Genomic DNA, 23,317 nt, shown 5'->3' on the forward strand with positions numbered 1-23,317 from the left:
TAAAATTTAAGCAAGTGCTTGCTCTATATCGGCAATAATATCATCAATATGTTCCAACCCTAAAGAACAACGCACCATACCATCTGTAATACCAGCAGCAGCCTTTACCGATGCTTCAACTTTAGCATGCGTGGTACTTGCTGGGTGTGTTACAATAGTTCTGGTATCTCCTAAATTAGCCGATAGCGAACACATTTTTATACTATCAAAAAACGACTTTCCACCTTCTATACCGCCTTCAACTTCAAAAGCCACAATGCTTCCTCCCATTTTCATTTGTTTTTTAGCAATGTCATGTTTAGGATGCGACTTTAAAAACGGATATTTTACCCATGTCACTTTAGGGTGAGCCTCTAAAAATATAGCCAATTTTAAGGCATTTTCACAATGTCTTTCAACTCTAATCGCTAAAGTTTCTAAAGATTTAGACAATACCCAAGCATTAAACGGACTCATAGACGGCCCTGTTAATCTCGAAAATAAGTAAATTTCTCTAATTAATTCCTTTTTACCTACCGTTACGCCACCTAACACACGCCCTTGGCCATCCATTAATTTAGTAGCAGAATGAATTACTAAATCTGCACCAAATTTTATAGGTTGCTGTAAATACGGCGTCGCAAAGCAGTTATCGATAACAAGCAATAAATTATGCTTTTTACAAATAGCACTTAAAAACTCCAAATCCAACACATCAACGCCCGGGTTTGTAGGCGTTTCAGCATAAATAAATTTCGTGTTTGGCTGTATTAAACTTTCTATGGTTTCAACTTCATTGATATTGAAATACGAACATTCAATATTCCATTTCGGAAAATACTTAGTAAACAAACCATGCGTAGCACCAAAAACAGAACTACAAGACACCACATGGTCTCCAGCATCCAACAACGTTGCAAATGTAGAAAACACAGCAGCCATGCCACTTGCAAAAGCAAAACCAGCCTCTGCACCTTCCATTTTACAAACCTTATCTACAAATTCGTTTACATTAGGATTGCTATATCTACTATATAAATCACGTTGTTTCTCTTCGGCAAAAGACGCGCGCATCTCCTCAGAATCTTCAAACACAAATCCGGACGTTAAGTACAAAGGTACCGAATGCTCCGAAAATTGCGTGTTTTCACTCTGTGTGCGTATCGCTTCGGTTTCAAAATGTTTTTTCTTCTCGCTCATTGTTTTTTCACTATTCAATAAAGGTAAAAAACCCTCAAAGATTTATTTTTAATATTTTTATTTGGGCATTTCCCTATCGGGTCGGGCTTTCCGCTATATCTTTTTTGAGAAAAACAAAAAAGGATACCGCATCAATCCCTAATGCACTTACCTGCTTTGGTTTGTTTTAAACCGACAGGTTTTTGGTTTGTTCAGGTGTTCTAGGTTTTAGATTTCCGCCTTCGCGGAAATGAAAAATAACACTAGTTTATATGCTTAGATAATCGTAAAATATCACCAAACACACCACGCGCTGTAACCTCTGCTCCAGCACCTGCACCTTGAATCACGATAGGTTGCTCACCATAACTCTCAGTAAATATTTCAAAAATAGCATCCGAACCTTTTATTTGCCCTAAAGTACTATCATTTGGTATAGATACGAGCTTAACTTCCAAAACGCCTTTATCTTGAGATAAATCTCCCGATAAATCACCAATATAACGCAATACATGCCCTGGTTCTTGCTTATCTTTTATAGCTTGGTATTGTTCATTTAAAACATCCAACTGCTCTAAAAACGATTCTACCGATATATTTTGATACGCTTCCGGAATTAAATTCTGTACCGAAACATCTTCAAACTCATTATACAAATCTAACTCTCTAGCTAAAATTAATAACTTTCTGGCCACATCATTTCCTGAGAAATCTTCTCTCGGATCAGGTTCTGTAAAACCTTTGTCGATAGTTTCCTGAATAATTTCACTAAACGGTTTATTTTCAACAGAAAAATTATTGAATAAATAACTTAACGTTCCAGAGAATACTCCACGGATTCTAGTAATATTCTCTCCCGATTCGTGTAACAGTTTAATAGTATCAATTAACGGTAAACCTGCGCCAACCGTAGTTTCATATAAATATTGTTTCTTATTCTCTTTTAACTGAACACGTAAATCTTTATAAAACTCGTGCGAAATGGTGTTTGCTATTTTATTAGAAGATACCAAATCGAAACCAGCCTCTATTAAAGGGATGTAGTTTTCATAAAAATTAGGACTTGCCGTATTATCCACAGCAATTAAATTTTCTAAATGGTTTTCTTTTGCAAAAGCAATAATATCTTCAATAGAACTTGCTGTGTCTACCGTTTTAATAGCATCTTCCCAATTAGTATCAACACCATTTTTGTTTAAAAGTTGCTTTTTAGAATTCGCAATAGCAAATACATTTAAGTTAATAGCTTTACGTTTTTCAATATCGCTTCTCGATTTTAAAATTTGATTAATCAATGCACCTCCAACACCTCCATGTCCGAAAATGGCAATGTTTATCTTTTTAGAAATTCCGAAAATCTCACCATGAATCACGTTCATAGCTTTATGTAATTGCGATTTTTTAAGCACTAAACTTATATTTCTTCCGGTAACGGTATTGTTAAATAACAACGGCGTAATTTGGTTTTTTATAAGCGCATTAAACGGTTTATGGAACGAACTCAACTCGATACCAATAATTGAGATAACAGACACATCGTCCACCACATCAATTTTATTTACATCCTGAGAATAGAAATCATTTTCAAACTCACGCTCTAAAGCAATAACCGCTTGTGTGGCTTCGCTAGCATTAATAATTAAACCAATACCACGTTCCGATGAGCCTTGCGAAATAATACTCACACTAATATCATGAATACTTAAAGCTCTAAAAATTCGAGCATCTACCCCACTCTTTCCTAATAACCCACGACCTTCAAGGTTTAGCAACGCTACGTTATCTAAAACAGACAACGATGTTACTTCTTTAGCACTTGGTTTCGCTGTAATTAAAGTTCCTTCATCCTCTGGATTAAAGGTGTTTAAAATACGTAAGTTGATATTTTTTTCAACTAAAGGAATTATAGTTTTAGCGTGTAAAATAGTGGTTCCAAAGTTGGCCAACTCATTCGCTTCGCTAAATGATAATTCTCTAATTTTTTGAGCATCGGCAACCAAATCTGGGTTTGCCGTATAAATACCGTTTACGTGTGTATAATTCTGTAACTCTTCAGCATCTAAATAATTTGCAATTAAGGCGGCAGTATAATTACTTCCATTTCTACCTAAAGTCGTGGTTTCATCTTTTAAGTTAGACGCAATAAAACCGGTAATCACGTTTACCGCATCTTTATGTGCTTTAAAAAAAGCAGTGACATTATCCTTAGACACTTTGGCAATAGGAATAGCATTCCCAAAGTTTTCATCGGTTTTTATAAGGGTTCTAGAATCGACAGCATTAGATTTTACACCTTTTTCATTCAGTAATTCCGACACCATTTTAATAGACAATAATTCACCTTGTGCTAAAATGGTATCTTTAATTTTTCCACTAAAATCACCAAGTAAACTTACCCCTTCAAACAATTTATCAAGCAGTGTAAACTCTGCTGTAAAATCGATGGTTTTTAATGGTTCGGTTTGGTAGTTTTTAAAGGTCTCTAATTGTGCTTTATAGTCTATACCTTTTGCAGCAATATTTAAAATGGCTTCCAATTCATCGGTAGCATTTCCACGTGCCGAAACCACAACCGAAATTTTATCACCATTATTAATTTTATTTTCAATAATGCTAATTACATTATTCAATCCTTCGCCATTGCCTAAAGATTTGCCTCCAAACTTTAATACTTTCATTCTTTTCTTTTTTGAATCTGGCACAAAAATGCCTTCTATAATTTTTTCTAACTGCTCGTATTCCATTAAAAACGCATCATGACCGTGTACCGAGTGAATTTCGTTGTACGTAACATTCGGGTTGGTTAATGCTAATTGTTTGTGCGTTTCTCTATTCTCTTCTGCTGTGAAAAACAAATCGGAATCGACACCTACAATATGGATATTCGCTTCTATATTTTCTAAAACATTAAAGTCTTCTGGTCTATTTTTGGTAACATCAATTGTTCTAAGCAACTGATTCATTAACTTATAAGCTGAAAGCTGAAAACGTTCTTGTAGCTTTTTACCGTGATGCAACAACCAACTTTCTACATTAAAAATCTCTAAATCTACATTTTTAGAACGATGAAAACGTTCTTTAAAAGATTCTGGAGTTCGGTAACACAGCATGGCGTGCATTCGCGCATCGTGCACCGGATTTTTTGAATTTATTAAAAACTGTTCTTGAATCTGGCAGTTTGCTATAAGCCAATCTGTAGATTTCCAATCGGTTGCGATAACCACCAAATTTTCGGCAAAATCGGGTTGTAAAACCGCCATTTCCCAAGCAATTCCGCCACCTAAAGAACCTCCAACGGCTGCAAACAGTTTTCCTGTTTTTAATTCTTTTAATCCTAGTAAAAATATTTTTGCGACATCGCGTGCTATAAAATCCTTGTAATTTTCAACAACAAAGCCGTCGTAACTATTTCCAGGGATATTGAATGCTAAAACGCTGTATAGTTTTGTGTCGATTACTTTATCATCGCCAACTAAATCTAACCACCAGCCATTTTCGCCAGCAACATCACTATTTCCGGTTAAGGCATGATTTATTAAAACAATAGGTGCGCTACCCAGTGGTTTTCCAAACACTTGATAACTTAAATTAAGTTCAGCATTAAGCACATCGCTTTCCGTGCGATAATTTTTAATGGTAATATGTTGCAATGGGTGCTTCAATTCTTTATGTTTTTAAAACCGACTAAGTTTTTATTTAACCGACACCATTTTTAAAATCGTGTCGGTTTATTTTGTTTCCTGTAAGATCGTAAAACCTTACAGGATGTTGTATTATTTTACTAATTATATCGTTGCAAAAGCCGCTGTTAAATCTGCTTTTAAATCTTCGATATCTTCAAGACCAATAGATAAACGTACTAAATCGCTAGATACTCCAGCAGATTCTTGTGCCGCTTCATCCAATTGTTGGTGTGTTGTACTTGCTGGGTGAATAATTAAAGATTTTGTATCTCCAATATTAGCAAGTAAAGAAAATAATTTGGTGTTATCTGCAATTTTCTTAGCCGCTTCAAAACCACCTTTATGCCCGAAAGTAACTAATCCACTTTGTCCTTTTGGTAAATATTTATCGGCTAAAGTTTTGTATTTACTACTTTCTAAACCAGGATAGTTTACCCAAGCAATCTCCTCTTGAGCCTCTAACCATTTAGCAATCTCTAATGCATTTGCACTGTGTTGCTTAATTCTTACGGGTAAAGTCTCTAAACCTTGAATAATTTGAAAGGCGTTAAACGGACTTAAAGCACCACCAAAATCACGTAATCCTTCTAATATTAATTTAAAAACATAAGAAGCCGCACCTAAAGTTTCGTAGTATTTTAATCCGTGGTAACCTGCAGAAGGCTCCGTAAATTCAGGAAATTTTCCGTTGGCCCAATTAAAAGTTCCACCGTCTACAATAGCACCACCTAAAGATGTTCCTTGTCCGCCAATATATTTTGTTAAAGAATGGATCACGATATCTGCACCGTGTTTTAGCGGATTTAATAATACCGGCGTAGCCACTGTATTATCTACAATAAAAGGAACTCCTGCCGCTTTAGACTGTACTGCAATAGCTTCTAAATCTAAAACATCTAATTTCGGGTTCCCTAAAGATTCTACAAAAAACGCTCTTGTATTATCTTGCACTGCTGCTTTAAAATTCTCTGGGTTAGAAGCATCTACAAACGTCGTTGTAATACCAAAACGAGGTAAAGTTACACTCAACAAATTGTAAGTACCACCATATAAACTACTAGACGCTACAATATGGTCGCCAGCTTTTAAAAGCGTTAATAACCCTGTAGAAATAGCCGCAGTTCCCGATGCGAAAACAACAGCACCAACACCACCTTCTACAGCCGCTAAACGATCTTGTAAAATTTGATTGGTTGGGTTGTTTAAACGTGTATAAATAAAACCTAGTTCTTTTAATGAAAAAAGGTTTGCCGCATGATCTGAATCGTTAAAAACATACGATGATGTTTGGTAAATTGGCACGGCTTGCGTTCCTCCGTTTGCTTTAACGTCGTGTCCGGCGTGTAATGCGTTTGTTGATAATTTGTGATCGCTCATTTTTCTTATTTTTTTAGTTAATTGGTTGCCGCTTTTTGCGATTAAATAAAAAGTCAAATTCACTTTAAAAAAGTGTACTTAATAGAAAAATGTTATAAGAAAAATTAAAATTGCAGAAAGCAATTCTTGTTAGTTATCTATCCAAACACCAATAAATGAATTGGTAATTTAAGTAGAATTTAGCACCTTCATTACTAAGTGTAAAGGGTTGCTAAGGCTTCAGCGGGTCTATCCCTCCACCTTTCTTGATAACATTTCAGTAAGTTTATTGAACTTTGTGAATGCAAATATTCAATTAATAAACGCTAATATCCAAATTTTTAACAGAAATTTTTAAAGATTTACCAATATCGCAATGTTTTGTTGTTTTAAGGCCTAGCTTCTTTGAAATATTGAATATTATGAGATTTGTGGGATTTTTACATTAAAACTTACTTGGTATTTCGTAAAAAAGAATAACTTCGTTTTTAGGTCTGATAATCAACTGCTCAAACCTCATTCAAGCAACAAACCCAACAAATTAAGATAGATTATGAAATTAGAAAAGATATTAGATAAACTTGGCTCCCTAGAAAAAAACTCATTTATAAAAGCTATTGATAATATCATTTCGAAAAACCCCAAAAACATTAAAGAAATAAACACGATTTTAAGCTCATCTAACAAAGGATTAAAATCTGTTGACAATCAAAATATCTCTAAAGTTTTCGCCTTAACTTCTAACGAATTTCAACAAAACGTAAAATGTGAATTTCAAGAAATCACTTCGCAACTTGATATTTTAATTGATATTATAATTCGTGACGGTAACTGTATAATGAAACAAGATTGGTTTTCAAGGTTATACGAAATTGAAATAAAGCAGATAAAAAATAAAATAAAAACATTAAACGCCAATTTTGAAAACGATAAATCAGATTTAAGTGAATCTCGAAAAAGAGATTACAAAATATATAAATCTTGCTTGCACACAGCATATTATAACGACCAAGATAATAATCGTGAAGCAAAAATATCTTCGGATGAACTATCAATAATGCTTACACTTTCAAAACAACTTGGTCTTTCTCAAGAAGAAATTAAGCTCATAAATTATTCTATATTACCCGTCATAAAGCTAGACATTCAAGACGTTATAAAAAGCCTTAAAAACATCGGTGTAATATTTTATTCAAACAAAGAAAACACAATTTATATTGCAGATGAAATGGTTCGACTTTTACGCAAAATTCGCGAAAAAGAAATAGCCGAAAAATTCTATCGAAGAACTTTAAAGCTTTTACGAGAACCAATAATTAATCAGATTTCAAAAGACCATAATATCGATAGAAAACTATCATATTCACAGAAAATAGAGGAAATAATAAAAGAAGGCGTTTCGTTTACTGATTTATTACTATCGGATATATATAAGCCAGGAAGTACAGTAACAGACAAAAAGAAAACGTTAAATGAACTTTGTGAAAAAGGACTTAATATTAGTAACTTAAAAGGAAGTACGCTAGATGATAAAATTAGTAGTCTAATTGAATATTTTGAAAATATTGAACGAGATGAAAAAGTAGGCATCTCCCTTGATGGATTTGATAAGCTCTTAACCGAATTAAACCTCTCTCTTCCCGACTTAAACAAACAGATAAGAGTTCAATTTGAACTTCAAGATGAATTTGTTTTAAAGGCAGATTTCCTACTTGATTATAATATTAAACCTAGAGATATATTAGACTTAATAACTAAGGAGGATAGAACTAAGTTTATTAAAGACAATTCTATAAAGCAAAGAGGAGATGATATTTTAAATATCCTTGAACACTACAAGGATGTAGAAAACCTATATCTCGAAAACTATGAAAACGTAGGATATAGAAATTTAAACTTACTTAAAGAAAATGGTATTATTATAAAAGAAAGCGAACTCGGTTTAAAATTTGAAGAACTTACAGGTATCATTTTAAAAGGAATAGGTTTTAACGTAGATGATGTATTAAAAAGTCAACTAAACACAAAGAAGGATATGATGGATATTCTTTTAAACTTAGGTAATCAAGAAATTATTATTGTAGAATGTAAGACAAGTAAGGAAAGAGGTTATAATAAGTTTAGCTCTGTTTCAAGGCAATTAAAATCTTACCAAAACTTAGCTCTAAAAAACAATTTAAGAATTGTAAAAATATTGCTTGTGGCACCGGAATTTAGTGATGATTTTGTAACAGATTGCGAAATGGATACTGAAATGAATTTATCCCTTATAACATCTTCTACCCTATCTAATATTTATGATGCATTTAAATCGTCTAAATACACCGAATTTCCTCATGTATTATTTAGAGATATTGTTATAAACGAGGAAAGAATACTTAAAGCCTTAAGTAAATAAGAAAAACTAATAGCTAACAACAATAAATCCTTTGCCCAATAGCATAAAATGAAAAACACTATAATTACACTTTTACTTTTATTTCCAATATTTTCATGGGCTGATGCATGGGATAATTTAACCTTGCAACAAGCTGAACAAGTCTGTGAATTTTTAAATACAGATCCATATATTTTGGATTATTGCGATTGTTGTGACTATGAAGGTGAATACGCTACAAAAATCTACTTAATGAAAGTAAAATCTACAGAAATTATTAGTTGCGACTGGAATTCGGAATACTATAGCGTAAGAGCAGATGTTGATGTTTTAGCTGAAATTCCATATATAAAAGAAGGACCCGACATTAATTATGCTCACCGATACAAATCGAAAGAAGCGCTAGTAATAACTATGAATTATACATGGGCATATAACGAACAAAAGAAAAAGGCTACACCTATATACACAATTATTCCTTACAATATCTATGGAGAAACTAACCAAAATTCGGGTTCTTGCAAAGCGTTTACAAGCTTCCCTAATCCAAAACAGATAAAGAATAGAAAATATAAAAAGTGGTATAATAAAAAATTTCAAATCTAAAAAACGCGATTACTACCCTACTTAAAAAAATAACCATAAACGAACCCCCTTAAACCAAGCAATAGCTCGCGTTAGGGATTGAACGGCATGTTTGAAATCCTGTTTGTTTTTCCTTAAAAAAAACAAACAGATTGAGTAGTGAAAGCCCGACCCTTTTCGGGTAACGCCCATATTTTAGTTGGCTACTTCGCTAATAAATTTTATACGATATAATCGAAGTTCTTCATCGTCGTAATCACCATCAAATTCTTCAATAGCATCAGAGATACTATCAGTGTTAGACTCCATGAAATAATCGTGAATTTCTTCTTGTTGATCTTCATCGAGAATATCGTCTACCCAGTACGTAATATTTAATTTAGTACCAGAATACACAATGGCTTCCATTTCTTTTATAAAATCGCTCATAGACATTCCTTTCGACGATGCAATATCGTCTAGAGGAAGTTTACGGTCTACGTTTTGAATAATGTATAGCTTGTTTGCGGAGTTGCTTCCGGTAGATTTTACAACTAAATCGTCAGGACGCGTAATATCATTATCTTCTACATATTGCGCTATAAGTGCCACGAAATCTTTACCGTACTTCTTAGCTTTTCCGTCTCCTACACCGTGTACATTACCAAGTTCAACAATGGTTACAGGGTATTTAAGCGCCATATCTTCTAAAGATGGATCTTGAAAAACCACAAATGGTGGTACGCCTAATTTTTTAGCATTCTTTTTACGTAAATCTTTTAGCATACGCATTAAAGTAGCATCGGCAACGGCATTTGCTCCTTTTGCTGCTGTAACTACAGAGCCATCTTCTTGTGCTCCATCAAAAATATGATCTTCCGTCATCATGAAAGATTCTGGATTTGCTATAAAATCACGACCGGCGTCTTTTAATTTTATAACACCATAGGTTTCAATATCTTTTTTAAGAAACCCGGATACTAATACTTGGCGCAAAAGTGCCATCCAGTATTTATTATCTCTAGCTTTTCCTTTTCCAAAAAAGTCTTGTTCGTTGGTTTTATGAGAATTTATGAGTGCGTTTTCTTTACCTATAATAACGTTTACCAAATCTTTAGATTTGTACTTTTCATTTGTTTTAGAAATGGTTTCCAGTAGAATTTTAACTTCGTCTTTGGCTTCCACTTTCTTTTTAGGGTGCCTAACGTTGTCGTCCATATCGCCACCTTCTCCAGTTTCGGTATCAAATTCCTCACCAAAATAATGAAGAATAAATTTACGTCGCGAAATAGAAGTTTCTGCGAAAGCAACAACTTCTTGTAGTAAGGCGTGCCCAATTTCTTGCTCGGCCACAGGCTTACCAGACATGAATTTTTCTAATTTCTCTATGTCTTTATACGCATAATAAGCTAAGCAATGCCCCTCACCGCCATCGCGACCTGCACGACCGGTTTCTTGGTAATAACTTTCTATACTTTTTGGAATATCGTGATGGATTACAAAGCGTACATCGGGTTTATCGATTCCCATACCAAAGGCTATGGTTGCTACAATAACATCGCAATCTTCCATTAAGAATTTATCTTGGTGGCTCGATCTTGTTTTTGCATCTAAACCGGCATGGTAAGGTAGTGCGTTTATACCGTTTACTTGTAAAACTTGCGCCAACTCTTCTACCCGCTTACGACTTAAACAATAGATAATACCCGATTTACCATCGTTTTGCTTTACAAAGCGAATAATATCGGCATCTACATTTTTAGTTTTTGAGCGTACTTCGTAATATAAATTGGGTCTATTAAAAGAAGCCTTAAAAGTTGTAGCTCCCGAAATACCTAAGTTTTTAATAATATCTTCTTGTACTTTAGGTGTTGCCGTTGCGGTTAAACCAATAATTGGAATATTATCGCCTATACGTCCGATAATATGTCTTAAATTTCTATATTCTGGTCTAAAATCGTGTCCCCATTCACTAATACAGTGCGCCTCATCGACGGCCATGAATGATATTTTTACAGTACGTAAAAACTCAACATTTTCCTCTTTTGTTAACGACTCCGGAGCCACATAAAGTAATTTGGTTACCCCATTTACAATATCTTCCTTTACCCGCTTAACTTCGGTTTTGTTTAGAGATGAATTTAATACATGCGCAACGCCTTCTTCATTCGAAATCCCTCGAATAGCATCAACTTGATTTTTCATTAAAGCAATTAGTGGCGATACCACAATTGCTGTACCTTCTTGCATTAACGCAGGTAGTTGGTAACATAGCGATTTACCACCACCTGTAGGCATGATCACGAATGTGTGATTGCCCGAAATAATACTTGTTACTACATCTTCTTGCAGTCCTTTGAATTGATTGAATCCAAAATATTTTTTTAAGGCACTGTGTATTTCTTTTTTAACTGTCAACATGAATTGTATAAATTATTTCTTACTTGCAAATTGTAAACACACAAAAGCCTATTAATTGCTTTCAATTTCATTGCGTATTTAGAGAGTCTCAATCTTTTTTTCGTTAGTTTTGCAACGAAAAAAACAAGTTAAAATAAAATTAATTTGGTTATCAAGTTTAAAGATAATAAAATCTTTAATGCTTCAACTATAAAAAATAATAAATTTTGAGTACAGAAAATTCTATTATTGAAACTGCTAAGCAAACAATTGAAATGGAAAGTAAAGCCATTTTAAACTTATCTAGCTTAGTAACAGAAGATTTTGCAGCTGCTGTAAATCTTATATATAACTCCAAAGGTCGCGTTATTATTACAGGTATTGGCAAAAGCGCCATTATTGGTAATAAAATAGTAGCCACTTTAAACTCTACCGGAACGCCTGCCATTTTTATGCATGCAGCCGATGCCATACATGGTGATTTGGGTTTAATTTTAAACGATGATGTGGTAATCTGTTTATCGAAAAGTGGTAACACGCCAGAAATAAAAGTTATAATTCCGTTGATAAAACGCGCAAACAATAAAATGATTGCTATTACCGGAAATACAAATTCATTTTTAGCGCAACATGCTGATTATGTTTTAAATGCTTACGTAGAAAAAGAGGCTTGCCCAAACAATTTAGCACCAACAACAAGCACAACGGCACAACTAGTAATTGGTGATGCTCTTGCCGTTTGTTTGTTAAATTTACGTGGTTTTTCGAGTACAGATTTTGCTAAATACCATCCTGGTGGCGCATTAGGTAAAAAACTATATTTAAGGGTTGAAGATATCTCTTCTACCAACGAAAAACCTGCAGTTAATGGTGACGCGAGTATTAAAGAAGTTATTGTTGAAATTACGGCTAAAATGCTAGGTGTTACTGCTGTTGTAGATAACAACGAAATTATAGGCATAATTACCGATGGTGATTTACGTAGAATGCTTACCAAAGTAGACGATTTTTCTAACCTTACCGCTAAAGATATTATGGGTGCCAACCCTAAACGTATTCAGGCAAACGCCATGGCTATTGAGGCTTTAGAAATTATGGAAGCCAACGATATTTCGCAACTTTTAGTTGAGCACGAAGGCAAATATGCAGGTGTTGTGCACTTACACGATTTAATAAAAGAAGGTATTATATAATGGCAAAAAAGGATATTAATGAGATGTCTTTTTTAGACCATCTCGAAGATTTACGCTGGCACCTAATTAGAATTTGCTCGGCCGTAATGATTGTGGCCACGTTAGCATATATTTTTAGTCGTTTTATTTTCGACGAAATTATTTTTGCGCCACTACATATGGATTTCCCAACGTACGATTTCTTGTGTAAAGCGGCTCAATTTCTTGATGTTACCACCACGTTTTGTGCCGACAAAATTCCGTTAATTTTACAAAACCGAACCATGGCAGGGCAATTTTCTGCCGATATTTGGACAGCTATTTTGGGCGGTTTCATTATCTCATTTCCTTACGTAATTTACCAATTATGGAGTTTTATTAGTCCGGGTTTGCATAAAGAAGAACGTAAGCATTCGCGTGGTTTTATTATTATTTGCTCACTCCTATTCTTTATAGGTGTCCTTTTTGGTTACTATATCATCACACCGCTATCTATTAATTTCTTGGCAAACTATAGCATATCGTCTATGGTAGATAACCAAATAGATATTAGCTCTTATATTGCCTTAGTTCGTGCTTCAGCATTAGCTTCGGGATTAATTTTCGAGTTACCAATCATTATTTATTTTCTAACAAAAATAGGTTTGGTTACGCCAGAGTTCTTAAAAACTTATCGAAAATACGCTATGGTAATTGTATTAATTTTATCTGCAATTATTACGCCTCCAGATATTGCCAGTCAGGTTATTGTGGCAATTCCTATTATAATTTTGTACCAAGTAAGTATCACTATTTCTAAAATAGTGATTAGAAATCAAAAACGAAAAGAGAAAAAAAATGTCAGAGTCAGTTAAAGAATTCAACGATTACCGTTCTAAAATGAACGATAAAATTTTAGGTGATAACAATAAAATTATAAAACGTATTTTTAATTTAGATACTAACGCTTTCGCGGAAGGCGCTCTAGATGTAAAAACTAAAGAGTTACTTGGTTTGGTAGCTTCTACTGTTTTACGCTGCGACGATTGTGTAAAATACCACTTAGAAACCAGTTATAAAATTGGACTAAAAAAAGAAGAAGTTGTAGAAGCTTTAGGTATTGCAACCCTAGTAGGCGGAACTATTGTAATTCCACATTTACGTCGTGCTTATGAGTTTTGGGATGCCTTGGAAGAAGATAGCAAAACCCAATAAAAACATAAAAAACCAACAACTGTTAAAGAAGTGTATATGATTTCACTATTTTTAACGTTCATAATAAAGATATGATTTTAAAAGCCGAAAATTTAATGAAGTCCTATAGCGGACGAAAAGTTGTAAAAGATATTTCTCTTGAAGTTAACCAAGGCGAAATTGTTGGACTTTTAGGCCCTAATGGTGCCGGAAAAACAACATCTTTTTACATGATTGTTGGTTTAGTAAAACCTAACGGTGGACATATCTTTCTTGATAATAAAGAGATTACCAATTACCCAATGTACAAGCGTGCACAAAACGGTATTGGTTACTTAGCTCAAGAAGCTTCGGTATTTAGAAAACTAAGTATTGAAGATAATATTTTAAGTGTATTACAACTTACCAAATTAAGCAAGAAAGAACAAGTCCATAAAATGGAATCTCTTATTGATGAGTTTGGTTTAGGACATATTAGAAAATCTCGTGGTGATTTATTGTCTGGTGGTGAGCGTCGTAGAACAGAAATTGCTCGCGCCCTTGCAACCGACCCTAGTTTTATTCTACTCGACGAACCTTTTGCAGGTGTAGATCCTGTAGCTGTAGAAGATATTCAGCGTATTGTGGCACAACTTACTAAAAAGAATATTGGTATCTTAATTACCGATCATAACGTGCAAGAAACACTAGCCATTACCGATAGAACGTACTTAATGTTTGAAGGTAGTATTTTAAAAGCTGGTGAACCAGAAGAACTTGCTAGTGATGAAATGGTACGTAAAGTATATTTAGGTCAGAACTTTGAGTTGCGTAGAAAAAAGATTAGAGAGTAAAACATTACCTCACACAATACTATAAAAAAGCCGTTAGTAATAAACTTATTACTAACGGCTTTTATTATTTCTAGTTATTCTTAAAGGAATCGAAAAGCCAAACACCTCTCCAAAATTAAAAACAACATAGTAAATTAATTATCCTTTTCTTCTTTCTAACAATACCATCATCATTAAACCCAAAAGAATACGGTATTCATCGTCATTATCAATTTCTTGTAATTTAGAAACACTAAACTTTCTTCCAAAAAACGATCCCTCTTTTTTAAGCTTAACTACAGCTTTATTATTCAAATCGATTACACTATAACTCGGATTGAAAAAATATCCTGTAAACATCCCTAAAATTGGTATTTCACCAAACATGGAGTCGAATACTTTTACCCAAGCATTATCTTCACGAATATGATATTGTAATTTTTGATTTTGATCAATAAGTTCATATTGCGCTTTCCAAATGGATCTCCACCCTTTTCTTGCAATTTTACCAAGCTCATTACCTTCTTTATCTTTAAAACTGTAGGCCGCAGAAAAATCGATCCATCTATCTGCTTGTATTCTATAATTTACTTCAGTCTTGTTTTCATTATTATAGATAAGAATATCTTCTTTAAGCTTAAACATTTTTTGCCTAACATATGCAACGGTAGCTCCAGAAGCATCGGTTGCAACAAAATCGTTAGCAAAAGTCGAAATGTTAAACTTAAAATTTAATGGAAATGAAATATTTTGCATATCGATAAACTATTTATTTTTAGCAGCTTGTTCTTTTAATAATTTCTTTTGGTAACGCCCTTGCACCACATCTACAATAACTAAAACCGCTAATACAAAATAGAACGTTGTTTTACTCATTGGCACAATATTTTCACCAAATATATTGATATGCGCTAAGTGACCACCTTCGGTAACTAACATAATACCAACTATAAAAAGAATGAATAAGCCAAGCACTTCGTACATTCTATTTTTAGCTAAGAATGAAGAAATTTTATCGGCTAATACCAACATTAATAATCCACTTGCAACAATAGCAATGGCCATAATTATAAACGCTGCAGTTGTATTTTCTAAATGACTAGTAAGTCCAATTGCGGCCAGAATAGAATCGAAAGAGAATACTAAATTCATAATTACAATACTCGTAATTACAGCATTAGCAGACTTTAAACGCTTGCCATCACCACCTTCTACATTATGCTCTAAATCATGATTAGAAATCATGTGCCAAATTTCCTTAATAGCTGTGTAAATTATAAATCCGCCACCAACTAACACAATAATACTATGCCCATTGAAGGCAAAATGAAGAATATCACCAATACCACCTGTTAAGAATGAAAACGGTTCTTTAAAAAACCCAATAATGGAAACTAAAACAAATAGAAGTACTATTCTTAAAACAATGGCGATTAAAATACCAACCTTACGTACGCGTTTTTGCTCGCTTTCCGGAGCTTTTTTACTTTCTAATGAAATGTATAATAAGTTATCGAATCCTAAAACAGCTTGTAAAAGAACTAGCATTAATAGCGTGAAAATGTTTTCTAACATTGGTAAATTATTTGGAGTTTAGATTATCTATAACAGATAAAAATATATAAAGAATTATTATTAAAGGTATGGCTGCAAACTGTAAAACAATTAAAAGTACAACGCACAAAATTAGAAAAATATAGCGCATTACATTATCCTTAAAACCATAATTTTTAAATTTTAAGGCGAATAATTTTATATTGGCATTTAATATGTAGCAACTAAGTAGCGTAAGGCCTATTAAAAACCACTTATTCAAAATAATAGAATTTATAAGGTCACTATTTTGAAATTCTAGAATAAGAGGTAACGATAGTATTAAAAGTGCATTTGCAGGTGTTGGCAAGCCTTTAAAGTAGGTTTGTTGATCTTCATCAATATTAAATTTTGCTAATCGATATGCCGATCCTAAAGTGACCAACAATCCCATTAATGGCAAAATTTGCAATTCAGTACCAATCCAACTAGAATGCTCTTGCCAATGCGAAGCTTCAGAATAATCTACAAAACCACCCGTAGCTAACATTAATAGTTTATACATTATAATTCCAGGAACCAAACCACTGGTTACCATATCTGCCAGAGAATCTAACTGTAATCCCAATGGGCTAGATACATTTAGTTTTCTTGCTGCAAGACCATCAAAGAAATCGAAAAATATGCCTAAAAACACAAATAATGCTGCTGCAACAAAATCATCATTTACCGCTAAAATAACAGCAATACATCCGCTTAACAAATTTAAAAGCGTAATGGCATTAGGTATGTGTTTCTTCATATTTAGTCTTTTAAGTTTGTAAAAATAGCAAACAAATTTCGTCTAAAACAATATCTATCGTAAATTCAAGTTTATAGACTTAAATATTACGCCATTAGACAGCAAATAAGTTGAAGTTTCAATTTGAAATTTTATGATTAAATAGGTATTATGTGCATCTTTGTAAAAAATTTACGATTGAAACTTAACCTGACCACCTTATTCTTTATATTATCTATTTCGGTATTTAGCCAAACGGTTAGAAAATACTCGAACGAATTTATGAATATTGGTGTAGATGCGGCGGCATTAGGTATGAGTAACGCCGTAACTTCGCATTCTGCCGATGTTAATTCTGGTTATTGGAATCCGGCAGGGCTTTTAAAATTAGAAGACAATCAGCTTTCATTGATGCACTCGAGCTACTTTGCAAATATTGCGAATTATGATTATGCGGCTTATGCCATGCCTTTAGACGATAGAAGTGCCATTGGAATCTCGTTAATACGATTTGCTGTTGACGATATTTTGAACACCACACAATTAATTGACGATCAAGGCAATATTAACTACGACAGAATTAGCCTATTTTCTACAGCAGATTATGGATTAACCTTTTCTTATGCAAGAGCATTGCCTGTACAAGGCTTAAATTATGGTATAAATGCTAAAGTGATCCGCCGTGTTATTGGTGATTTTGCATCTTCATGGGGGTTTGGTTTCGATTTAGGTGTTCAGTTTGAAACCGAAAACGATTGGAAATTTGGTGTTATGGCTCGAGATATTACCACAACTTTTAATGCTTGGGCCATTGATGAAGAAGAATTTGCAACCGTGCAAGATGCTGTTGAAGGACAAAACCAAGAGTTACCTGAAACTACCGAAATTACTATTCCTAAATTACAAATAGGAATTTCTAAACTTGTAGATTTTAATTACGATTACACCTTATTAACGGCTGTAAACCTGAATGTGAGATTTGAAGAAAATAATGATATTATTTCGTCTTCCGTAGCCAGTATCAATCCTGCCTTAGGTTTTGAATTTGGCTATATCGATATGGTTTATTTACGTGCCGGAATGGGGAATTTTCAGAATGAATTACAGCTCGATAATACAGAGCAACTTAGTTTTCAACCAAGTTTTGGTGTTGGTTTTAAATACAACGGCATTCAGGTAGATTATGCTTTTACCGATATTGGCGACCAAAGTGTTGCGCTCTACTCTAATGTGTTTTCGTTAAAAATTGACTTAAGCGTTTTTAGATAATTTCTACTATTTATGAAAAAAATATATTTTCTACTTATACTTTTATTTTCGTTTGAAGCTATACAAGCACAAGACCATTTACTATCTGAAAACGCAGAAATAAGCGTACTTACCGTTGGCCCAGGAAACGAATTAAATGATGCTTTTGGACATAGTGCTTTTAGAATAAAAGATACTTCTCGCGGCTTAGATGTGGTTTATGGTTATGGTCAATACGATTTTGACTCACCTAATTTTTATTTAAAATTTGCTCAGGGAAAATTGGATTACCTGATAAACAAATCGGAATTCAATAAATTTTATCAATACTATATTTATTTTAACAGAAGTATAAAAGCACAGATTTTAAATTTATCTCAAGTTGAAAAGCAAAAACTTTACGATTTTCTAATTAATAACTACAAACCAGAAAACCGTAGATATCTCTATGAGTTCTTCTTTGATAATTGTGCTACCAAAATAAAAGAAGTCACTAATACCTCAGTAAACAATAGCATAATTTTTAATAAGCCAAAAGATTTTGAAAATGCTACTTTTAGAACATTAATTTACCAAAATGTCAAGAAAAATTCATGGGGAAGTTTTGGTATAGATTTAGCCTTAGGTTCTGTAATTGATAGACAAGCCACTCCTGAAGAACACATGTTTTTACCAGAAAACATCTATCGCTTTTTTGAAGTTGCAACTATTGGAGATGGAAACAAACCTTTAGTATCTCAAAACCATATTCTATTTAATAAGAAGGAAAAATATGTATCGACTTCATTTTTAACGAGTCCGTTATTTATAATTGGCCTTATTGGATGTTTTATAATTTTTATCACTTATAAAGATTATAAAAAAGGAAAACGAAGTAATTGGTTAGATGTTAGTTTATTTTCTATCACAGGTATTATTGGTATCGTTATTTTACTACTTTGGTTTGCGACCGACCACACAGGAACACATCAAAACTACAACCTACTTTGGGCATTTGTTTTAAACATTTTTGTAATCGGACAACTTTTTAGAAAAACACCAAGCGCTTGGTTTTCAAAATATATAAAATTCTTAATGATTATGCTATGCCTACTCACTTTACATTGGTGTATTGGCGTGCAAGTATTTGCTATTGGATTAATCCCGCTATTAGTAGCCTTATTTATTCGCTACCTATACCTAATACAACACTTTAACAGAAAGTAAAGACCGGTGTTTTGAGCTGAATTAAAAGCTTCGTTCTAAGATTGATTAAGGAATGTTAGGTTGTTCAGAATATCGAGTTAAAATCAGCTTATTGCCCTCTAAAGAATATCATAGTGCTTATTGTTTTTACTAGTATATTTATATCTAAGAAAAAACTACGGTGCTTGATATAATAAAGATCGTATTGAAGTTTAAGCAAACTATCGTCTACCGAACTCCCATATCTCGTTTTCACTTGTGCCCAACCTGTAAGTCCGGGTTTAACAATATGTCGAGTTTCATAAAACGGCAATACGCTAGACAGCTCAGACACAAAACGTGGTCGTTCGGGCCTAGGCCCAATTAAACTCATGTCTCCTTTTAAAATATTGATAAACTGAGGGATTTCGTCTAATCTAGAATGCCTTAGAAATTTACCAAACGGTGTTATTCTGGTGTCGTTTTTTTGAGCCCAAACTGCACCATTCTTTTCAGCATCTTCTACCATACTTCTGTATTTTATAATCTGAAAAGGTACTCCATTTTTCCCAATACGTTCTTGTGTGTAAAAAAGTGAACCTCTGTTTCCTATTAAATTCCCAATAAAAATTAAAGGCAGAAAAACCAAACTAACCACCAAACCAATTACTGAAATTGAAACATCAAAAATTCTTCTAAAAAACAAATACAACTTGTTATGATTGCTTCGACTAAAAGGGAAATACTTATAAAAATCCTTACCTACAAATTGAACTGGAACACGCTGAGTCATTTCCTCGTAAGCTTGTGTATATTCCTTTATAGGAAAACCACTTTCTAACAAGGTAATTAAATCACGATAGATCTCAGGGGTTATAGAATCTGAATCATAACTTGCAATTACAATTTCCGATATATTTTCATCCTTAATAACCTGATGAATTTCAGTTGGACTAAATTCCTTTGCTCCTGTAAATTTTATATTATCAACTTGTTTTGTTTCACAATTAATAAAACCAACGATTTTGTAATTAGGATCGGAATTTTTAAAAGCTTCAACTATAGATTGAATACTTGAGATTTCGCCAACAATTAAAGCTTTTTTATGAAACCTAGGCGATGTTATAAAAGTAACATAAAACCACCTCCAAACAAACAAGGCCGACACAATAGAAAAATAAAAATATAAAATCTGTAACCTATTATCTGGTAAAACGGGTGTAAAAAGTGGTGTTAGAAAATAAAATAACACGGTGGTCGATGCCGTAAAAACAATATTAGCGAATGTTTTATCTAGCTTGCTAGACTTTTGTAAATCGTAGAGTTCGAAAATTGTTCCGAATATAGACATGTATAACACAAGCACAAATACCCATTTCCAATTTTCTTTATTGATGATAAAATAATTAAAATCGAAAAAATTACTAACCGCGTATAAAATGGTAAGCACCGCAAAAACGTCTATAATCCGTAATAAAACTTTACGTTCTGAAATATTAAAATGAATGCTACTTTTAAACATTTTGCACTAGTTAGAGAGTTGTAAAGATATAAAAGTTAACTAGACTGCCCTTATTTAACTTAAGAGATTATACCATTGCTGTTTAACTTTATTCCAAGCATAACCTTCTACTTTTTGTCTTGCTCGGTTTACCATTTCTTGGGTTTTGTTAACGTCGGAAATTAATACTTTTATAGCAGATACAAAAGCCTCAATATTATTAGATGCCACAAGCACCCCGTCTTTATTATTCTCTATTAAAAATGGCATTCCTCCTACGTTTGTAGAAACTACAGGCAAGCCCAAAGCCATAGCTTCGATAACACTTACCGGTGTATTATCAATGGTGGTTGTGTTTATAAAAACATTAAAACCATCAGCTTTTTTATGCCAATCATTTTTAGACAATAAGCCTGTAAACTCAACTTCTACATTCAAACTTTTCGCTAATGATTTAGTCGATTCTAAACTTCCATCTTTCTCAGGACCAATCATGCACAACTCAGCGTCTATATTTTCATTTTTTAGAGCTTTTAAAATATGAATTGCTAACCACGGATTATATATTTCTGAAAAAGAACGTACCCACAATAATTTTATTGATTTATAGGTTTTCTTTTGAAATTTATAATCTTCTATTTTTATTGAGTTCGGGATGTAAACTATATTATTGAAATTATTGGCCTCAAAATGAGATTTTAAGTATAATGATGGCGCCACATTTTTAAATGCATGTTTAAATACTGCTTTCGATAATTTAGGTGATTTCAATAATCGTTTAGGCAATTCGCCTCCGTGCAATATGGGAATGTAATTTATTTTAAAAAATCTGCAAAGCTGACTAACAAAGTAGGCATAGTAAAAATTTAAGGTACTATAAGTATCGATTAATACATAATCGACTGTTTTCCTATGTTTAAAAACAGTCCAAAGCATATCTAGAAAACGAAATATTATTGACTTATAGCTTGAAACAGAATTAACCTGAAATCCCAAACTTTTTAGACCAGTCTCTAAGGTATCAATTGTAGATTCTGTTTTACCTTTTTTCGATAACTTGTTTCCTATGTAGAGGATTTTTTTCATCAACTATGTGTAATAAACTTAAAGCATAAATAAACGCAGGCGCCGCAATACGCATGGCTGAGTGATTTATAGTAAGTAGCCAAAATAGATAAAAAGAATAAAATAGCACGTTACTTCGGTTACCTATTCTAAAAAATAATGGGGCCAATAACAATATTAAGAATGCAAAAACTCCAAACATACCATGTTCTGCAATAATACGACTAACTTCGTTGTGTGATGCCGCATGAATTCCGGTTTTTTGAAATCTAATTTCTTTGGCCCTACCAACTCCAATACCAAAAAACGGATTATTTCTAAACTCTTCAAATTCTAATAAAAACAAACTCCCCCTACCCGTAGTAACATCATTTTTTTCTTGTCCTGCTGCATTTTCATTAGCATAGCGTTTTTCGATCATACCATTTGTTTGACTAGCCGAAATACCCCATGTAACAATGCCTATTATTAAAAACAATATTATAGATAGACGCATTTTACTTTTATTTCTTTTATCCATCACTTTGTATAGAATGAATATAAACGCAACAATCATAAAAATCGCAGTAAATACACCTCCTCGACTAAACGTAACAATAGCCCTAAAAGCAAATAACAATACAAATATCAAATCTAAATATCGAAAAATTTTACTTTTACTAAAATAAAAAAAACGAACCGTCATTAAGAAAAAACCTAAACCTAAAACGGTCGCCATTTGATTAGGTCCAAATCCTCCAGAAGCCGCAAAGTTTGACCCCGTACCCGTTGATACTGCAGATACATCTGGATTATACATAAAAACATAAACAAGTGTACTTACTAAAGGAAATAAGATAAAATTAACTATGGACTCCAGTTGTTTTCTTGAAACTTTTAATCCAAAACAAAATAAGGCAGAAACACCTAAAGTAACTGGACCACTTAAGTTAAAAGCAATTGCCTTTCTAATGTTCTGATCAACTTCCAAGAGATACAAAGAGACATAAATACTCGGAATCATAAGGCATATATACAATAAATAAGGTGTCGCTTTTTTATTAAATCCATTATAAAACAAACCAAAAACAGAAAAAACTATAACCATATATTTGCTAGCCTCATAAAAAGGTCCACTGTTAGTCATTCGCAAAATAACCTCTGCCCCTAAAACATAAGCACAAGCTCTAACAATCTCAAATGTTTTTAATTGCCTTTTGGCACTAATAATTCTAATTAAAAAATAAATAAAAATTCCATAAAAATAAAAATTACCCAAAGGTCTTAAGAGGTAAATCAAAGCACCTATTAAAATATGTATCCCTAAAAGTTTTAAATAATTATTTTGCAT

The 23,317-nt window shown here is 33.1% G+C and carries 18 protein-coding genes and 1 riboswitch; of the genes, 8 read left to right on the forward strand and 10 right to left on the reverse strand.

Annotation, left to right across the window (positions count from 1 at the left end; translation table 11 throughout):
- Nucleotides 1-6: 6 nt before the first annotated feature.
- The 3 genes from DFQ06_RS07925 to DFQ06_RS07935 all read right to left on the reverse strand — a co-directional run bounded on the left by DFQ06_RS07925 (nucleotide 7) and on the right by DFQ06_RS07935 (nucleotide 6,218).
- Nucleotides 7-1,179, reverse strand: coding sequence for a trans-sulfuration enzyme family protein (locus tag DFQ06_RS07925; protein ID WP_133967006.1), 1,173 nt, complete (start codon nucleotides 1,177-1,179; stop codon nucleotides 7-9).
- A 242-nt stretch (nucleotides 1,180-1,421) separates the two neighbouring features.
- The gene (gene thrA, locus DFQ06_RS07930) at nucleotides 1,422-4,820 is read right to left on the reverse strand and encodes a bifunctional aspartate kinase/homoserine dehydrogenase I (protein WP_133967008.1); all 3,399 of its coding nucleotides are present in this window, start codon (nucleotides 4,818-4,820) and stop codon (nucleotides 1,422-1,424) included.
- Between the two features lie 123 nt (nucleotides 4,821-4,943).
- Nucleotides 4,944-6,218 (reverse strand): O-acetylhomoserine aminocarboxypropyltransferase/cysteine synthase family protein, encoded by a 1,275-nt coding sequence (locus tag DFQ06_RS07935; RefSeq protein WP_133967010.1) that lies wholly within the window; start codon nucleotides 6,216-6,218, stop codon nucleotides 4,944-4,946.
- Nucleotides 6,219-6,348: 130 nt separating this feature from the next.
- Nucleotides 6,349-6,473: riboswitch (SAM riboswitch) on the reverse strand.
- A gap of 277 nt (nucleotides 6,474-6,750) precedes the next feature.
- Between DFQ06_RS07935 and DFQ06_RS07940 the strand changes: the two genes are divergently transcribed.
- Together DFQ06_RS07940 and DFQ06_RS07945 are read left to right on the forward strand one after the other, a co-directional pair.
- Nucleotides 6,751-8,595 (forward strand): helix-turn-helix domain-containing protein, encoded by a 1,845-nt coding sequence (locus tag DFQ06_RS07940; RefSeq protein WP_133967012.1) that lies wholly within the window; start codon nucleotides 6,751-6,753, stop codon nucleotides 8,593-8,595.
- A gap of 48 nt (nucleotides 8,596-8,643) precedes the next feature.
- On the forward strand, nucleotides 8,644-9,180 hold the full coding sequence (locus tag DFQ06_RS07945; RefSeq protein ID WP_042503192.1) for a hypothetical protein: 537 nt from the start codon (nucleotides 8,644-8,646) through the stop codon (nucleotides 9,178-9,180).
- A 174-nt stretch (nucleotides 9,181-9,354) separates the two neighbouring features.
- Here DFQ06_RS07945 and DFQ06_RS07950 read toward each other — a convergent pair whose 3' ends face one another.
- On the reverse strand, nucleotides 9,355-11,559 hold the full coding sequence (locus DFQ06_RS07950) for an ATP-dependent DNA helicase RecQ (RefSeq protein ID WP_133967014.1): 2,205 nt from the start codon (nucleotides 11,557-11,559) through the stop codon (nucleotides 9,355-9,357).
- A 206-nt stretch (nucleotides 11,560-11,765) separates the two neighbouring features.
- Between DFQ06_RS07950 and DFQ06_RS07955 the strand changes: the two genes are divergently transcribed.
- From DFQ06_RS07955 to lptB, 4 genes are all read left to right on the forward strand, one after another.
- Complete coding sequence (locus tag DFQ06_RS07955; protein ID WP_174564433.1) at nucleotides 11,766-12,731, forward strand: KpsF/GutQ family sugar-phosphate isomerase; 966 nt, start codon at nucleotides 11,766-11,768, stop codon at nucleotides 12,729-12,731.
- A complete protein-coding gene (tatC, locus tag DFQ06_RS07960; RefSeq protein ID WP_042503198.1) occupies nucleotides 12,731-13,564 on the forward strand; it encodes a twin-arginine translocase subunit TatC in 834 nt (277 codons plus the stop codon). The genes DFQ06_RS07955 and tatC overlap by 1 nt, the downstream gene beginning before the upstream one ends.
- Nucleotides 13,548-13,904, forward strand: coding sequence for a carboxymuconolactone decarboxylase family protein (locus DFQ06_RS07965; RefSeq protein ID WP_074938235.1), 357 nt, complete (start codon nucleotides 13,548-13,550; stop codon nucleotides 13,902-13,904). Before tatC ends, DFQ06_RS07965 begins: the two co-directional genes overlap by 17 nt.
- Nucleotides 13,905-13,975: 71 nt before the next feature.
- Nucleotides 13,976-14,716, forward strand: coding sequence for an LPS export ABC transporter ATP-binding protein (gene lptB / locus DFQ06_RS07970; protein ID WP_042503199.1), 741 nt, complete (start codon nucleotides 13,976-13,978; stop codon nucleotides 14,714-14,716).
- Between the two features lie 138 nt (nucleotides 14,717-14,854).
- On the opposite strand, the gene DFQ06_RS07975 is transcribed toward lptB, so the two are convergent.
- Genes DFQ06_RS07975 through DFQ06_RS07985 form a run of 3 tightly spaced genes read right to left on the reverse strand, consistent with a single transcriptional unit; the run spans nucleotide 14,855 to nucleotide 17,030 of the window.
- Nucleotides 14,855-15,451, reverse strand: a complete 597-nt coding sequence (locus tag DFQ06_RS07975) for an LURP-one-related family protein (RefSeq protein WP_162857662.1) — start codon at nucleotides 15,449-15,451, stop codon at nucleotides 14,855-14,857.
- Between the two features lie 9 nt (nucleotides 15,452-15,460).
- Nucleotides 15,461-16,270 (reverse strand): TerC family protein, encoded by an 810-nt coding sequence (locus DFQ06_RS07980; RefSeq protein ID WP_074938237.1) that lies wholly within the window; start codon nucleotides 16,268-16,270, stop codon nucleotides 15,461-15,463.
- A gap of 7 nt (nucleotides 16,271-16,277) precedes the next feature.
- On the reverse strand, nucleotides 16,278-17,030 hold the full coding sequence (locus DFQ06_RS07985) for a CDP-alcohol phosphatidyltransferase family protein (RefSeq protein ID WP_133967016.1): 753 nt from the start codon (nucleotides 17,028-17,030) through the stop codon (nucleotides 16,278-16,280).
- Between the two features lie 177 nt (nucleotides 17,031-17,207).
- Here DFQ06_RS07985 and DFQ06_RS07990 point away from each other — a divergent pair, with 177 nt between their 5' ends.
- Nucleotides 17,208-18,278, forward strand: coding sequence for a putative type IX sorting system protein PorV2 (locus tag DFQ06_RS07990; RefSeq protein ID WP_042497165.1), 1,071 nt, complete (start codon nucleotides 17,208-17,210; stop codon nucleotides 18,276-18,278).
- Between the two features lie 12 nt (nucleotides 18,279-18,290).
- Entirely contained in the window at nucleotides 18,291-19,463 is a 1,173-nt protein-coding gene (locus tag DFQ06_RS07995) for a lipoprotein N-acyltransferase Lnb domain-containing protein (RefSeq protein ID WP_133967020.1), read from the forward strand.
- A gap of 88 nt (nucleotides 19,464-19,551) precedes the next feature.
- Here DFQ06_RS07995 and DFQ06_RS08000 read toward each other — a convergent pair whose 3' ends face one another.
- From DFQ06_RS08000 to DFQ06_RS08010, 3 genes are read right to left on the reverse strand one after another with little or no spacing between them, the layout of a single operon-like run.
- A complete protein-coding gene (locus DFQ06_RS08000; RefSeq protein ID WP_133967022.1) occupies nucleotides 19,552-20,943 on the reverse strand; it encodes a sugar transferase in 1,392 nt (463 codons plus the stop codon).
- Nucleotides 20,944-20,997: 54 nt separating this feature from the next.
- Nucleotides 20,998-22,008, reverse strand: a complete 1,011-nt coding sequence (locus DFQ06_RS08005) for a glycosyltransferase family 4 protein (protein ID WP_133967024.1) — start codon at nucleotides 22,006-22,008, stop codon at nucleotides 20,998-21,000.
- On the reverse strand, nucleotides 21,962-23,317 hold the full coding sequence (locus tag DFQ06_RS08010) for an O-antigen ligase family protein (protein ID WP_133967026.1): 1,356 nt from the start codon (nucleotides 23,315-23,317) through the stop codon (nucleotides 21,962-21,964). The genes DFQ06_RS08005 and DFQ06_RS08010 overlap by 47 nt, the downstream gene beginning before the upstream one ends.

It is taken from the genome of Algibacter lectus, from assembly GCF_004368925.1.
GTDB lineage: Bacteria > Bacteroidota > Bacteroidia > Flavobacteriales > Flavobacteriaceae > Algibacter > Algibacter lectus.